A 14,444-nucleotide genomic window follows, 5' to 3' on the forward strand; every position below is an offset into this window, starting at 1 on the left:
TGCGCCCCGCGCCTCTACGGCAGTTCCAGCGGCCACACCTCGACCACGCCATGCGCCACCGCGCAGGGCGTGCGCGACACCATGTCCACCGCCTCGGCCAGGTCCGCCGCCTCGACGATGGCAAAGCCCGCCACCGGCAAGGGCGGTCTCATGAACGGCCCATCCTCCGTAACCACGCCAGCGGCGTCCGGATTGCGCACCTGCACCGGCTTGCCCGCGATGCCCATCGACACACCGTCTTTCCGCAACTTCGCGTCGTGCGCGTGCGCCGCGTTCCGCACGGCTATCGGGGTTCGGTCATAACCCTCCCGGGTTCCATATCCTATCGTCACGAACTTTGGCATGGGCGGTCTCCTCTCCGGATATCCCGGCCGTATCACGCTGCCGGATCTTGAAGCGCGCACACCTTCGACCCGATCGGCAATTGCTTCCTTGCAATCGCCGGGGCACGCTGAAGGGAGCGTGGCCCGGCGGCCCGACCCGATTGGTCATCTCGATGCCGGAGACGTTGGCGCTTAGCACAATGATTTTCCTTGCATGGGTTCGACTTGTCGAGCGGCCGGCTTCGCGCATGTGCCGAGTCATTCCCGGTCGCCGCCCTCCCGGTGCCGCGCCGCATTCTCCAGGTCGGCGATCGGCGCCAGCAAGCCCCGATCGAACGCCTCCAGCCTCGCCCCGGCGCGCAGCCTTTCTGGCCAGTCGGGATGCGTAAGCGCGCCGCGCCCCAGCGAAACGAAGTCGGCCTCGCCCCTTTCCAGCAGCCCGCGGGCCTGCGCCGCGTCATGCAGCGAACCGTTGGCCAGCACCGGAACCGGAACGTGCTTGCGCGCCAGCGCGGCAAGGCTGGGGCCTTGTTCACCAAAAGCGGGACGCCATGCCTCGAACTCGGTCGTGTGCAGGTAATCGATGGGCAGCGCGCCCAGCGTGCGGAAGATCCGGGCCGCGTCAGCCTCGCCGCCTTCCCACTTGTGCGTGAAGTCGTTGACCTTGCCTTGCGAACAGCGCAGCCCCATGGCAAAGTGTTCCGCCGTGGACCGCCGGACGGCCTGCACGACCTCCGCTGTGAGGCGCAGACGATTGTCCAGGCTGCCGCCGTAGCCGTCCTCGCGCAAATTGGTGTGGGCGGTGAGGAACTGGTCCAGCAGATATCCGTTGGCGCCATGTATTTCGACGCCGTCGAACCCGGCTTCCTGCGCCCGGCGCGCGGCCTGCGCATAGCCATCGACCGCTGCGGCGAGGTCTTCGTCCGACATCGCTTCGGGCATCCGGTAGGGCCCTTCGCCCCGATAGAACGTCATCTGCTGCCCCTTTGGCAGCACGGCCGATGGGCCCTTCGTCGTATTGCGGTGGGGATTGCCCTGCGACAGCGCGCCCGCATGCATGAGTTGCGCGACGATGCGGCCGCCGCGCGCGTGCACGCGCTGCACCACGGCCCGCCACGCGTCGCGCTGCGCGTCGTCGGCCAGGCCTGGCTGGAAGAAATAGCCTTGCGCGTAGGCCTTGTCCGTATAGATGCCTTCGGTGATCACCAGGCCAAAACCGCCGGCGGCGAAAGCCGCGTAGTAATCGGCCATTTGCTTCGTGGCGCGGCCGTCCGCGGTGGCGCTGACCCGGGTCATGGGCGCGACGGCGAGACGGTTGGGCAGGCGCAGCGCCCGCCCCACCCGCAGCGGCGCGAACAATCCGGCGTGCGCGGCCTGCGCATCGCCTGCCGGACGATCGGGTAGGGTGCTCATGTCAACGGCCCTCCTGCGGACGCACGGCCGCGATGGCCTCGATCTCGATCATGGCGGCGGGGTCGTAAAGCGCCTTGATCTCGGCGATCGTGTCGGCCGGATAGGGCGCCGAGAAGAAGCGGCGGCGCAGCGCCACCACGTCGTCGAAATGCCCCATGTCCGTGACGAAGATGGTGACCTTGATCACGTCCTTCAGGCTCGAACCGCCCGCTTCCAGCGCGCGCTGCAGGTTCAGGAAAGCCTGCTCGCCCTGGGCGGGAAAACCGCCGGCCACGATCTTGCCGTCGTCGCCCGCCCCCGCCTGGCCGGAGATGAACAACAGGTTTCCGAACCGGATGCCCTGGGAAAGCAGAAAGGGAGCGTAGTGGTCGGGCTGGGTGATGACACGTTGCAGCATGGTGCGAATTCCTTCACTTATGATTTATCGGAGGACCCGCCATGAACAGCCGATCCATGCCGCTAATTTAGGAATCTCCAGCCCCTGTGACAAAGGTTCATTTGTCAGCTATAAGAAGAGATAAATTCATCTATAGATGCCAACCATGCAACGCCGATTTCTGCCGCTCTCCGCGCTGCGCGCCTTCGAAGCCGCCGCGCGCCTGGGCAGTTTCAAGTCCGCGGCGGAGGAACTGTCCGTTACGCCAACGGCCGTCAGCCATCAGATCCGCGCGCTGGAGGCGCAGACCGGGCTCGCGCTGTTCGATCGCCAGGTGCGCAAGGTGTCGCTCACCGACGCAGGGGCGCAGCTATACCCGGTCCTGCGCGACGGGTTCGATGCCTTCGAGGCGGCGCTGGCGCGATTGACGCAACCCCGCGCGCGGGCCCAGGTGGCGATCTCCGCGACCAATGCATTCACCGTGAAGTGGCTGGTGCCGCGCATGGCCGACTTCCGCAACCGGCACCCCGGCATCGACTTGCAGCTGCAGGCCAGCGACGACGTCGCCGACCTGCGATCGGCGGCGGTCGACATCGCGATCCGCTATGGGCGGGGGCCGTATCCCGGCCTGATCATCGAGCCGCTGTTCACCGACCGGTTCGCGCCCGTGGCGAATCCGCGCCTGGGCATCGAATCTCCGGAGGATCTGGCTCGCGCGCCACTGATCCGCTTCGACTGGAAGCGGGCCCAGCCGGAGAACCCGACCTGGGAACGCTGGTTCGCGGTCGCGCAACTGCCGCAGCCCGGGGAAGCGGGCCAGCTGCGCTTTTCCGATGAAGGACATGCCATGCAGGCGGCCGTCGCCGGCCATGGCGTTGCGCTGGTCAGCCTGGCCCTGATCGCCGAAGAACTGGAAGCCGGCCACCTCGTGCAGCCCGTCGGGCCGGCGATAGACGGCCATACCTATCACCTGGCCATGTACGCCGGCCGCCCTCCCTCGGCGCCGGTCCTGGCCGTCGCGGACTGGCTGCGCGCGCAGGCAGCGCGGCAAGAGCGCGGCTAGGCCCGGTCAGCGCAGGGGCGAGTAGTCGGTCGGGCTGAGAAAGAAGTTCTCGATGCGCTCCACGATGGGCCGCTCGGCCTCGCTGGCGGCGCGCTTGGCGATCCATTCCGGATCGGCCTGGAAGGCATTCCATTTGCGTTCGCGCTCCGCCAGGCTTTCCCATTGCAGCATGTAGGTCAGGGCGTGGTTGCTGGGGCCCGCCAGCGTCGTCCAGAATCCCAGCGGCCGGATGCCGTGCTTCTCGAAAAAGCCCAGCGTCGCCGTGCTGAATCGCTCGTGCAGCGCCGGCAGGCGCCCGGGCAGGCAGTGGTAGATGCGTGTTTCGATGATCATGATTGCTCCCCCGCGCGCGCGTATTCGGCCTCCGGCAGCGCTTCCTGCCAGTCGGCCTTGCCCAGTGAAATGGCCAGGTGGGCCATGAAGGTGTCGGCCGCCGCGCCGTGCCAGTGCCGCTCATGAGGCCGTATCCACACCACGTCGCCCGGGCGGATTGCCTGGGGCGCCTCGCCTTCGACACAGATCCAGCCCCGGCCCGAGGTCACGTGCAGGACCTGCCCGTGCTCATGCGTGTGCCAGAAGGTGCGCGCGCCCGGCGAAAAGAAAACGTGGTTGATCCCTACGTTGTCCGCCGCAGGCATGACCGGATCGGCCCAGACCACGCCGGAGAATGTCGCGCTGCGCTGTTCGGAAGGCTTGCCTTCGTCCCTGCCATGAAAGACTTGCATCGAAGCTCCTTGGTTCAAACGGTTTTCAGGCGGACCCCGCCCGACACGTCGCCGATGGCGTCCACCACGCGATTGCTGATCTGGTCGCCGTAGCCCAGCGCCGTGGCCAGGCCGAAGCAGGCCACCGGGCCGGCCGCGTTCAACGAAGCCACGCCCAGTTCTCGCACCATGTCCACGTACAGCACCACATCCTTGCTCATCAGCTTGCTGGTCAATCCGCCTTCGAGGTAGTTGCCGTCGACGATGAAGGGAAAGCGGTTGAGCGAGGCGAAGTTCACCCCGCTGCTGCTGTTGATCACCTCAAGCAGGCGATGCAGGTCCAGCCCGGCCTTCTTGCCGGCCACCATGACCTCGGCGGTGGCGGCCAGGCTGACCGCGTTCAGGAAATTGTTGAGCAGCTTGGTGGCGTGGCCCGCGCCGCTGCCGCCCATGGCCACGACCTTGGCGCTGATGGGCGCGAACGCCCAGCCGACGGCCTCGATGGCCTCGGGGTCGCCCCCCACCATCAAGGTCAGCGCGCCCTTCTCTGCCGCGGCCGCGCCGCCCGATATGCCGGCATCGACGTACCGCACGCCCCGCTCGGCGAAGCGCGCATGCAGGCGCACCGTGGAACTGGCCGCCGCCGTGCTCAGGTCGATAACGATCTGGCCGTCGCGGCAGTGCTCCAGGATGCCGTCCGCGCCCTCGACCACGGACTCCACCACGTTGCTGTCGGGCAGCGACAGCATGACGACGTCGGCATACGCCATGACCTCGCGGATCGTCGCGGCGGCCTCGGCCCCGGCCACGGCCGCGCGCGCCGGATCGCTGTCATGCCCGCGCACCGCGATGCCCGCGCCGACCAACCGCCGCGCCATCCGGCCGCCCATATTGCCCAGGCCGATAAAGCCGACACGTTTCCTGTCCATCTGCATTCTCCTTTGCCTCGGACGCCCGGGCGCTAGTAACCCAGGACGGTCATCGCGCCGTCCACCTTGAGCGTGATGCCCGCCACCGTCGCGCTGGAGTCCGATGCCAGGAACACCGCCGCCTCGGCCACGTCGGCCCCGGCGGCCAGGCGGTTCAATGGCGTGCGGCGGCGGCGCGCGGCCCAGCCCTCCTCGGAAATCACCGAACTCGCGCCGGGCGTGACGACGGGCCCCGGCGCCAGCGCGTTGACGCGGATACCGTGGCCGCCCAGCTCGACGGCCTGCTGCCGGGTCAGGGCATCCAGCGCCCCCTTGATGGCGCTGTAGACCCCCGCCCGCGAAATCGACACGGACACCGCCACCGACGACAGGTTGATGACGGCGCCGCCGCCGCGGGCGATCAGATGCGGAGTGGCAGCCTGCAGCGACCACAGCGCGCCCTTCAGTCCCACGTCCAGCATCTTGCCGACCTCGTCTTCCGGCATGTCGACCAAGGGCGCATAGAAGAAATACGCCGCGTTGTTGACCAGGATGTCCAGGCCGCCCGCTTCGCCCGCATAGGCGTCGACCACGCGCAAGACCTGCTTGCGGTCGCGGATATCGCAGGCGAGCGGCGCCGCGCCCGGCACATCGCGCGCGGCCTCGGCCAGCAATGCCTCGTCGATATCCAGCAACCCTACCCTGGCGCCTTCGCGCGCATAGGCCCGCGCGATCTCGCGGCCGATGCCGCCCGCGCCGCCGGTGATGATCGCCACCTTGCCATCCAGCACTCCCATGTCGCCTCCCTGTTTTGCGAACGGCGGTTACTGCCTGGACCGGACCTTCACGCCCGCCCAGTCCTCGACCACGCGCGCCACGTCGGCATAGTCGGCGTCCTGGCCGCGGATAGCCGTGGTCATCACCAGCATCTCGCGCACCGACGAGCCCACCACCATGGGCACGCCATGGCGCTCTGCCTCTTCCAGGCACAGGCGCACATCCTTGTGCGCCAGCCGCGCGGCGAAACCCACGTTGAAGGTGCCGGTCAGCACGGCCTTGGGGAACTTCTCCATGGTGGCCGAGTTGCGTCCGGACCCGGCGTTGATGACGTCGATCATGACGCTGGGATCCAGGCCGGCCTTCACTCCCAGCGCCATGGCTTCGGAGGTGATCGCCACGGCGGTGGCCGACAACAGGTTGTTGGCCAGCTTCATCACCTGGGCTAGCCCCGCTTCGGGGCCCAGATAGAAGGGCTTGCCGAAATGGCCCAGCACCTGAGCCAGCCCCTCGTAGCGCGCCGGCGGGCAGGCCACCATGACCGCCAGGGTGCCGCGTTCGGCGCCGGTCGGCCCGCCGCTGATCGGGGCATCCACGTACTCGATGCCTTGGGCGGCCAGCGTGTCGAACGCGCGCCGCGCCGCCGCCGGCCCGATGGTCGACAGGTCCACCACGCAGCTGGCCCGGCTCGCCCGCGCCAGCCCGCGCTCGCCTCCCAGCACCTGCTCCACCACCTTGCCATCGGGCAGGCTCAGGAAGACCACGTCGGCCGCGTCTCCCACGGCCCGCGCGCTGTCGTGGGCCACGGCGCCGCGGGCCGCCAGCAGCTGGCGCGCGGCGGGGTTGCTGTCTGCCACGTGCAGCGGGTAGCCGGCATCCAGCAGGCGTCCCGCCATCGGGCCGCCCATATTGCCCAGGCCGATGAATCCGTAAATCGTCTCGCTCATCTTTCCATCCTCGAAATATGCCGCCGGCGGCGGGGGTTAGCGGGCCTGCAGACCGATCTGCCTGGCCAGCTCGGCGAACTGTTTCTGATCACGCCGCAGCACGCCGGAAAAAGCCTCGGGACTGCGCTCCTCGGCCGAGGGAATCCGCGCGGCCAGGCTGTCGATGCGGGCGCGGAAATCCGGCGACTGGACCGCTTGGGTCAAGGCCTGGGCCAGCTTGTCGACCACGGCCTTGGGCGTGCCCTTGGGCGCCACCAGCCCGTTCCAGATCTGCAAGTCGAACTGGGGCACGCCGCCCTCGGCGAAAGTCGGCACATCGGGCATCTGGGGCAAGCGCTCTTTGGATGCCACGGCAATGGCCTTGATCTGCTTGCCCCGGTGCAAGGGCAGCATGGTGACCGTCTGGTCCAGCACCGACTGTATGGTGCCGCCCATCAGGTCGGTAATGGCCGGCCCCGACCCCCGGTACTGCACCAGCTCGGCCTGCACGCCCGCCATCTGCAGGAACATCGCCTCGGCCAGGTGCGCGGTGGTGCCCGGCCCGCCGGAGCCGAAATTCAACTTGAGCTCGCCGCTGCGCATTCCGGTCAGCATGGAAGGCAGGTCCTGGATGCCGCTCTGATTGCTCACGCTGAGCACCATGGGCACATTGGCGATGGTGCCTACCGCCGTCGTGTCCTTGACGATGTCCAGGCCGGCCTTGGGATACAACAGCGGGATCAGCACCATGGATTGATTGCTGAACATCAGGGTGTAGCCGTCCGGCGCCGAGCGGGAAAGCCGCTGGAAGGCCAGCAGTCCGCCCGCGCCGGTGACGTTCTCCACCACGAAAGTGGTCTTGGTGGCCTTGCCCAGCTCGCTGGCGATCAAGCGGGCCAGGGCGTCCAGGCTGCCGCCCGGCGCCACGCCCACCATGATGGTGACGGACTTCGACGGGAAGCTTTCCTCGGCCTTGGCCGCCTGGCCCGCCCCCAGGCAAAGGGCGATGCCGGCAAGCGCGGATACGATGCGTCGTTTCATGTTGTCTCCTCTCTATGGGACGGCCTTTGCGGCCTTGTGCCTTGGTGGAAAAAACGGTTCAGCGCCGGCTCAGCATTCCCGCCAGCGCGCGGACGGAATCCGCCCTGTCCAGCTGCGCGATGGCCTCCAGGCATGCGCCGGTCGTTCCTGCCGGCAGGCCCGCCAGCGGAAACAACTGCAGGAACTTGGCCTCCACGTCGCGCCAATCGATGCCGCGCGCGCCCGAGCCGCGCGGCGCCCGGCAAGTGGCGCGATGCACCGCGCCGTCCTGCATGTGTATCGAGACCGTGCCCCCATGCCGGTGCGGAAAGCGGTCCGGCAGGGGCGGCGGATCGGGATCGAACTCGACCTTGTCCTGCAACGCCGCGATGACCGGATCGGCCATGCGGACCTCGTCCATATGGCTCCAGCCGAAGCCATCGTCGGCGATCGACGCGGCCACGAAATAAGGCAGGCTGTGCGCCGCGTCCACCAGATTGCGCGGATGGGGATCGCCCTTGAAATTGGTCCATTGCACGGCCGCCGACACGACGATGCGCGCGATGCCGTCCGGGCGGACGGCGCCGGCGCGGGCGGCCTCGGCGGCCGCCTCGGCGGTTGCATGAAAGGGATGCGCGCCCGGCATGAGCTTGATCGCCATGTCGGTCACGATGTCCCAGGAAGCGCCCCAGTCGCGCACGATGTCCTCGCGCGCCTGCCCTCCCAGGGCATCGAGCAGGCCGCGGGGTTGCTCCAGCACGCCCAGCTCGCCCTCGAACCCCCGCTGCGCCGCGAGCGCGGCGGCGATGCCGGCGCTTGCCGCCTGGCCCGCGTGATATTCCCGCGCGCAGCTGGTGTCGGCCGCGATGGCCATGCCGCTGGCCGAGGTCGCCGAGAGCGCGATGGCATGGGCGAGGCGCGGCGCGTCCAGGCGCAAAAGCAGGCCCGCCGCGACGCAGGCGCCGAACACCGTGGACCACGAGCCATGGAACCCTCGCTGCATGCGGCCCGGCGTGAGGGACTCGTCGATGCGCCCGGCGACTTCATAGCCCAGCACCATCGCGGTCAACACGTTCCTGCCGCTTGCGCCCTCGCGCTCGCCCACCGCCAGCGCCACGCTGGAAACAATGGTGCCGATGTGCGCGATGCTGCGCATATCGCTGTCGTCCGACGCCGCCGCGTCGCTGGCCACCGCATTGACGCGCGCCGCCCTGGCCAGCGGCAGGCGGCCGCCGTCGAACCACAGGCCTGCCGCCGGCGTTCCGCCATCGGCCAGTTCGATCTCGCGGACGATGCGAGCCGATTCGATACCGTAGCCCATGGAGGCGCTGGCCAACGTGCTGGCCAGGCTCATCTTGGCGTGCTCGATGGCGAGAGCCGGCAGCGCCTCGACGGGCGTGGACAGGACGAAGTCAGCCAGTTGGCGCGCCAAGGGGCGGGCCAAGGAGGGGGATTGCACAATAGATTCCTTGACGAGAGCGTTGCGCCGGCATCACTGCGCGGCGGTTCCCAATTGCTTGAGGACGGGGACCCATTTGGCGAGGTCCTGGCGCACCAGGGCCTCGAAATCCGCGGGCTTGGGCAGCGGCATGCCCGGCAAGGTGAAGCCCTGGCCGATCAACTTTTCACGCAACGCCGCCTGGCTCATGACCTTGTCCAGGGCCGTGTACAGGCGCGTCGACACGTCGGCCGGCAACGCCGCCGGGCCGACCAGCCCCCACCAGAGCGTGACGGAGTAGTCCTTCAGGCCGCTCTCCTGCAGCGTGGGCACCTCCGGCAGCAACGAGGAACGCTTGGGCCCGGTGACGGCCAGCGCCTTGAGCTTGCCCGCCTTCACCAGCCCGATGGCCACGGGCAGGTTGTAGAAACCCATGTCCACATCGCCGCTGATGATCGCGCTCAGGCCCTGAGGCGCGCCGGTATAGGGCACGTGCATCAGCGCCTTGTCGAGGTACTGCGACACCGTGGCGCCGGCGATGTGGTGGCTGGTTCCCACGCCGCTGGAGGAAAACCGGAAACTCTCCGGCGGCTTGGCCTTGACGTCGGCCAGCAAGGCGCGGGCATCCTGGTAAGGCGACTTCTCGGCCACGACCAGCAGGTTCTGCACGTCGGCGATTTCGCCGATGAAGCTGAAGTCCTTGATCGAGTCGTAGCCCGGCGCCCGATACAGCACCTGGTTGTTGACGAACGTCCCCTGCGCGGCAATGCCCAAGGTGTAGCCATCCGGCTTGGCGCGGGCGATATCCGCCGTGCCGATGGTGCCGCCCGCGCCGGCCTTGTTGTCCACCACCAGCGGCTGGCCCAGTTCATCGGCCAGGGCCGACGCCACAACGCGCGACAGCGTATCGGCCGCGCTGCCCGCCGCGAAAGGCACGATCAACCGGATGGAACGTTCCGGATAGGCCGCCTCGGCGCCCCCGCCCCAGAACGCAGCACAGAACATGGGCAGCAATACGCAGATGCCGGCCTTGCGCCGATAAAACCCGCTCATTTCGTCTCCTCCTTGCCGCGGCTCGACTCGGCATCGCGCCCCGGACACTTGATTTAGTTTTGTCGTACAAGGCAGACTGTAGGCGCGTTCTCCTTAGGCGTCTGTCGAAACTTATTCTTTTAATATTGAGTTGATTTCAACAATGCATAAGCTCAGGAATCGTCTTGGCCCGCTCCGGGTGCTGGATGCCGTGTATCGGAGCGGCGGCGTGGGCCGGGCCGCCGAGCTCCTGCACGTCACCCCCGGCGCCGTCAGCCACCAGGTGCGGCGGCTGGAAAGCGAACTGGGCGTGCAACTGGTGCAGAAAGACGGCCGCGACATCGCCTTCACCGCGGTCGGCGCCGAACTGGCGCTACAGGCAGCGACGCTGTTCGATCAGTTGGACGGCGTGCTGGCCAAGGCGGCCGAAGCGGGCGCCAACCGGCGCATCCGCGTCAAGGTCATCCCCAGCTTCGCCATCAAGTGGCTCATGCCCCGGCTGGGCTCGCTCTACCTGCGGCACGGCGACATCGACATCGAAATCGCCACGGTCTCGCGCGCCGACGACACAGAATTGCACAACGCCGACTTCGTCGTGCGTTGCGGCGACGGCGACTGGCCGGGCCTGCGCGCCGACCTGCTGTTCCCCGATGAACTCGTGCTGGCCTGCTCGCCCGCGCTGGCCAAGCGCCTGCGCAGCCCCGAAGACGTGCTGGGCGAAACCCTGCTCAAATCCATGATCGCGCCCGATTGCTGGGATCGCTGGCTGCAGTCCGCGGGCCTGGCCGCAAGCGGCGATACCCGCTTCATTCCGCTGGCCAACGCCGTGCTGTGCCTGCAGGCCGCGGCCGAAGGCCTGGGCATCGCGGTCACCCAGCGGGCCTACATCGCGCAGGATTTCGCCGCCGGCCACCTGGTCCAGCCTCTGGCCCATACCGCGCGCAGCAGCCATGGCTATTACCTGGTCAGCAACCCCGCGCGCGCCAACGGCCCGCCCTTCAGCATTTTTTCCGACTGGTTGATCAGTGTGAAGTGAAGGCCTGCGCGCGTGCCGGCAAAGGCGCCGGACGGCCTCGCAGGGATCGCGGCGTTCTCGTGCCCGCCGAATTGCCATACTGGTAAGATAATCCGTCCCCAGTACTTTCGGTTCCCAGCCGGGGATCCCGTTTTTTCAGAAGGCCCACACCGTGCAACATACCCGTCGCTCGAAAGCCGGATTGATCATCGCCATCGTGGCGGGCTTCGCCGCGGCGTTCGCGTTGCTGGGCGGACTGAGCATCGGATTCTCGGCGCCGGCCCTTGCGCTGCTATCCGTCGCCGGCGGCTTCTTCGGCGCCATCGCCGCGCCGGAAATCGAACCCAGGGCCTTCCGTCGTCCGGCGCTATGGCAAATCGGCTTCTCGGTCATCGGTTGCGTGCTGGTCGCCGCTCTGCTCGGCGCGAACGCCGAGGGCTACGGGCTGGCGGCGATGCTGGGCATCCTCCTGGGATTTTTCGCCCCGTCCTGGATCAAGCACCTGACCTTGCCTTGAGCGCGGACGCCGGGGATCGTTTCCGGCGCCCAAGACGAGATACCGTTGCTCAGCGGCCGCGGCGAGCGTCCAGGCTGAAGGCGCCGGCGCCATGGGCGGCCAGGACCAGCAAGCCGCCGATCACGGCGATGTTCTTGTAGAACAGCAGTTGCTGCATCATCGCCTGCTCGGCGGGCACGGACCAGAAGGCATGGAACGAAAAGGTGGCCACGGCGGTAAAAATCGCCAGGACGAGGGCGGCGGCGCGGGTCCGGAATCCGGCCAGCAAGGCCAGGCTGGCGCCGACTTCAACGATGATCGCCACGATGGCGGCCAAGCTGGGCGCCGGCAGGCCCACCGAACCGATATAGCCGACGGTGCCGGCGAATCCGGTGATTTTGCTCCAGCCCGCGGGCAGGAAGAGCGCGACGATGGCGAGGCGGCCCAGCAGGGCCAGCAAATTCGAGCTGGACGAGGCGGCGCCGGCCGAGGCGGCGTGGTTCAGGGTGTTGGCGGTCATGATGTGATTCCTTGGCAAGTCGTTGATCGGGTGGAATATCCGGTGGATCCACACCCGGGCCCGCAAGTTGGAAAAAGGCCGGGTGCAAACATGGCCGCTACTTTATTTGTCCCGAAGCTCGAAATAAATATGCATTCCTGAGATATATTGTTTACGTTTCCAGGACAATAATTCGGCCCTATGGATCGTTTCAATGAAATGCGTGTTTTCGTTGCCATCGTGGAACGGGGCAGCTTCATCGGCGCCGCCGACGACCTCGGCTTATCCAAGGCTGCGGTTTCTCGCCTGCTTGCCGACCTGGAAAAACGCCTGGGCGTGCGCCTGCTGAATCGCACTACCCGCCGGCTGTCGTTTACGGGCGAAGGCGAAACGTTCTATCAAAGGTGCAAGACACTGCTGGCGGAAGTCGAAGAGGCGGAAGCCGAGATCACCGCCCGGACCGGCGAGGCCCGGGGACTGCTCAAGGTGAATGTGCCGGTCACCTTCGGCCTGCTGCACCTGGCGCCGCTGTGGGGCCCCTTCATGGCGCAGAATCCGGCGGTCACGCTGGACATCACTTTGTCCGACAGATTGGTGGACGTGGTGGAAGAAGGCTACGACCTCGTGGTTCGCATCGGCCGGCTGCGCAGCTCCTCGCTCATCAGCCGCCTGTTATCCACCACGCGCATGGCGTTGTGCGCGTCGCCCAAGTACCTGGACGAACACGGCCGCCCGACCCATCCTTCCGAACTTGCGGGCCACGCCATCCTGTCCTACAGCCTGTTTTCGACCGGCGACCAATGGACCTTCACCGGCCCCGATGGCCCGGTCACCATCGTCGTGGCGCCCCGCATGCGCAGCAACAGCGGCGACACCTGCCGCTATGCGGCCCTGCAGCACCAGGGCATCATTCTTCAGCCCACGGTCCTCATCGGCGATGACCTGCGCAGCGGCGCGCTGGAAGAAATCATGCCGGCGTACCGCTCGTTCGACATGGGCATCCATGCCCTGTATCCCAGCCGGCGCCACGTATCGCCAAAGGTCCGGATCCTGATCGATCATCTCCACCAGGCCCTGGCGGATAGAGCCTGGTAACGCCCCGCGCGGCCAAAACAAAAAAGCCCGCAAGCAATCTTGCGGGCTTTCTTCGGGTTCCAGGACGCGCCTGGAACAAATTCTTGGTGCCGACGGCGAGACTCGAACTCGCACAGCTTTCGCCACTACCCCCTCAAGATAGCGTGTCTACCAATTTCACCACGTCGGCCAATCCATCCGGAAAGACATGCTTTCCTGGAAAGTCGAACATTCTATCACGCAAATCGGAATTCGGGTGAGTCCGACCCTGCTTTGTCGTTCGGACGCCACCCGTCCCTTCCGGAAACGCCCCGCGGCCTCAGGGCCGCGCCGGGCGCCCCCCTCAGTTGATCTGCAGATTGGTCGCCTTGACGACCTCGCCCCACTTGCGGGTTTCGCTTTCCATGAAGGCCTTGAACGCTTGCGGCGTGTTGGGCGGCGGGGGCATCAGGAAGCCGTTGGTCTGGTAGCTGGCGGCCAGGGCGGCGTCGGAGGTCAGGGCCTTGTTGACGGCGGCGTTGACCTTCTGGACGATTTCCGGCGGGGTGCCGGCGGGCGCGAACAGGCCGAACCAGGCCGCCACGTCGAAGCCCGGCACGCCGGATTCGGCGATGGTCGGGATTTCGGGCGCGAATGGAACGCGGGAGCCGGTGGTGACGGCCAGGCCGGTCAGCTTGCCGGCCCGCACGTGAGGCAGCAGCGGCGGCAGGTTGTCGAAGATCGAGTCCACCTGCCCGCCCAGCAGATCGGCCACGGCCGGGCCGCTGCCGCGGTACGGGACGTGCAGGATGTCGATGCCGGTCTTCATCTTGAACAGCTCGCAGCCCAGGTGCGCGGACGAACCGTTGCCGGGCGAGGCGCAGGTCAGCTTGCCGGGATTCTTCTTGGCGTAATCGATGTACTCCTGCACGGTCTTGACGGGCACGCTGGCGTTGACCGCCAGGATGTTCGGCACCACGTTCAGCAGCGCGACGGCATCCAGGTCCTTGAGCGCGTCGTAGGACATCTTGGAATAGAGCGACTGGTTGATCGCGGTGGAGATAGAGCCCACGAACAGGGTGTAGCCGTCGGGCGCCGAACGGGCGACGGACTCGGCGCCGATGTTGCTGTTGGCGCCGGGCTTGTTCTCCACCACGAACGTCTGGCCGAATTCCTTGCCCAGCACGTCCGCGATCATGCGCGCGCTGATGTCGGTCGTGCCGCCCGGGGCATAGCCCACGACCAGCCGCACCGGCTTGGACGGATAGGCGCCTGCCTGGGCCTGGGCCGGCCCGGATGCGACGCAGGCGAGCACCGCCGCGGCGCCAGCCAGTTTGGTATAGATTTTCTTCATGTTTCCTCCTGTCGAAAACGGATGAGCGCGCCCGAATGGGCGCCGCT

The 14,444-nt window shown here is 67.3% G+C and carries 17 protein-coding genes and 1 tRNA gene; 4 read left to right on the forward strand and 14 right to left on the reverse strand.

Going from position 1 to position 14,444, the window contains the following annotated elements; translation table 11 throughout:
• Window positions 1–14 precede the first annotated feature (14 nt).
• The 3 genes from ACN6PJ_RS05690 to ACN6PJ_RS05700 form a co-directional block, all read right to left on the reverse strand.
• On the reverse strand, window positions 15–344 hold the full coding sequence (locus ACN6PJ_RS05690; protein WP_427994924.1) for a YciI family protein: 330 nt from the start codon (window positions 342–344) through the stop codon (window positions 15–17).
• A gap of 237 nt (window positions 345–581) precedes the next feature.
• A complete protein-coding gene (locus ACN6PJ_RS05695; RefSeq protein WP_427994925.1) occupies window positions 582–1,736 on the reverse strand; it encodes an NADH:flavin oxidoreductase in 1,155 nt (384 codons plus the stop codon).
• A gap of 1 nt (window position 1,737) precedes the next feature.
• Window positions 1,738–2,133: a RidA family protein gene (locus ACN6PJ_RS05700; RefSeq protein ID WP_427994926.1), complete on the reverse strand. Its 396-nt coding sequence runs from the start codon at window positions 2,131–2,133 to the stop codon at window positions 1,738–1,740.
• Between the two features lie 145 nt (window positions 2,134–2,278).
• On the opposite strand from ACN6PJ_RS05700, the gene ACN6PJ_RS05705 reads away from it, so the two are divergent.
• Window positions 2,279–3,175 carry a LysR substrate-binding domain-containing protein gene (locus ACN6PJ_RS05705; RefSeq protein WP_427994927.1) on the forward strand — a complete coding sequence of 299 codons (897 nt, stop codon included), beginning with the start codon at window positions 2,279–2,281 and terminating at the stop codon, window positions 3,173–3,175.
• A 6-nt stretch (window positions 3,176–3,181) separates the two neighbouring features.
• Here ACN6PJ_RS05705 and ACN6PJ_RS05710 read toward each other — a convergent pair whose 3' ends face one another.
• Genes ACN6PJ_RS05710 through ACN6PJ_RS05745 form a run of 8 tightly spaced genes read right to left on the reverse strand, consistent with a single transcriptional unit; the run spans window position 3,182 to window position 10,001 of the window.
• Complete coding sequence (locus ACN6PJ_RS05710; protein WP_427994928.1) at window positions 3,182–3,508, reverse strand: NIPSNAP family protein; 327 nt, start codon at window positions 3,506–3,508, stop codon at window positions 3,182–3,184.
• On the reverse strand, window positions 3,505–3,900 hold the full coding sequence (locus tag ACN6PJ_RS05715; protein ID WP_427994929.1) for a cupin domain-containing protein: 396 nt from the start codon (window positions 3,898–3,900) through the stop codon (window positions 3,505–3,507). Before ACN6PJ_RS05715 ends, ACN6PJ_RS05710 begins: the two co-directional genes overlap by 4 nt.
• Before the next feature lie 14 nt (window positions 3,901–3,914).
• A complete protein-coding gene (locus tag ACN6PJ_RS05720) occupies window positions 3,915–4,814 on the reverse strand; it encodes an NAD(P)-dependent oxidoreductase (RefSeq protein ID WP_427994930.1) in 900 nt (299 codons plus the stop codon).
• Between the two features lie 26 nt (window positions 4,815–4,840).
• Window positions 4,841–5,584: an SDR family NAD(P)-dependent oxidoreductase gene (locus tag ACN6PJ_RS05725; RefSeq protein ID WP_427994931.1), complete on the reverse strand. Its 744-nt coding sequence runs from the start codon at window positions 5,582–5,584 to the stop codon at window positions 4,841–4,843.
• Window positions 5,585–5,611: 27 nt separating this feature from the next.
• Window positions 5,612–6,511: an NAD(P)-dependent oxidoreductase gene (locus ACN6PJ_RS05730; protein WP_427994932.1), complete on the reverse strand. Its 900-nt coding sequence runs from the start codon at window positions 6,509–6,511 to the stop codon at window positions 5,612–5,614.
• 36 nt (window positions 6,512–6,547) lie between these two features.
• Window positions 6,548–7,531 carry a Bug family tripartite tricarboxylate transporter substrate binding protein gene (locus tag ACN6PJ_RS05735; protein WP_427994933.1) on the reverse strand — a complete coding sequence of 328 codons (984 nt, stop codon included), beginning with the start codon at window positions 7,529–7,531 and terminating at the stop codon, window positions 6,548–6,550.
• Between the two features lie 58 nt (window positions 7,532–7,589).
• Complete coding sequence (locus tag ACN6PJ_RS05740) at window positions 7,590–8,969, reverse strand: MmgE/PrpD family protein (protein WP_427994934.1); 1,380 nt, start codon at window positions 8,967–8,969, stop codon at window positions 7,590–7,592.
• A gap of 33 nt (window positions 8,970–9,002) precedes the next feature.
• Window positions 9,003–10,001 (reverse strand): Bug family tripartite tricarboxylate transporter substrate binding protein, encoded by a 999-nt coding sequence (locus ACN6PJ_RS05745; RefSeq protein WP_427994935.1) that lies wholly within the window; start codon window positions 9,999–10,001, stop codon window positions 9,003–9,005.
• Between the two features lie 142 nt (window positions 10,002–10,143).
• Here ACN6PJ_RS05745 and ACN6PJ_RS05750 point away from each other — a divergent pair, with 142 nt between their 5' ends.
• A complete protein-coding gene (locus tag ACN6PJ_RS05750; RefSeq protein WP_427994936.1) occupies window positions 10,144–11,016 on the forward strand; it encodes a LysR substrate-binding domain-containing protein in 873 nt (290 codons plus the stop codon).
• Between the two features lie 151 nt (window positions 11,017–11,167).
• Window positions 11,168–11,512 (forward strand): hypothetical protein, encoded by a 345-nt coding sequence (locus tag ACN6PJ_RS05755; protein WP_427994937.1) that lies wholly within the window; start codon window positions 11,168–11,170, stop codon window positions 11,510–11,512.
• A 49-nt stretch (window positions 11,513–11,561) separates the two neighbouring features.
• On the opposite strand, the gene ACN6PJ_RS05760 is transcribed toward ACN6PJ_RS05755, so the two are convergent.
• On the reverse strand, window positions 11,562–12,011 hold the full coding sequence (locus tag ACN6PJ_RS05760; protein ID WP_427994938.1) for a DoxX family protein: 450 nt from the start codon (window positions 12,009–12,011) through the stop codon (window positions 11,562–11,564).
• A gap of 198 nt (window positions 12,012–12,209) precedes the next feature.
• Here ACN6PJ_RS05760 and ACN6PJ_RS05765 point away from each other — a divergent pair, with 198 nt between their 5' ends.
• Window positions 12,210–13,085, forward strand: a complete 876-nt coding sequence (locus ACN6PJ_RS05765; protein ID WP_427994939.1) for a LysR family transcriptional regulator — start codon at window positions 12,210–12,212, stop codon at window positions 13,083–13,085.
• Between the two features lie 84 nt (window positions 13,086–13,169).
• Here the strand turns inward: ACN6PJ_RS05765 and ACN6PJ_RS05770 are convergent.
• Window positions 13,170–13,254 (reverse strand) — tRNA-Leu (locus tag ACN6PJ_RS05770).
• Between the two features lie 153 nt (window positions 13,255–13,407).
• Window positions 13,408–14,397: a Bug family tripartite tricarboxylate transporter substrate binding protein gene (locus tag ACN6PJ_RS05775; protein ID WP_427994940.1), complete on the reverse strand. Its 990-nt coding sequence runs from the start codon at window positions 14,395–14,397 to the stop codon at window positions 13,408–13,410.
• Between the last annotated feature and the right edge of the window lie 47 nt (window positions 14,398–14,444).

This window comes from Achromobacter sp., from assembly GCF_050285585.1.
In the GTDB taxonomy this organism is placed as follows: domain Bacteria; phylum Pseudomonadota; class Gammaproteobacteria; order Burkholderiales; family Burkholderiaceae_B; genus Achromobacter.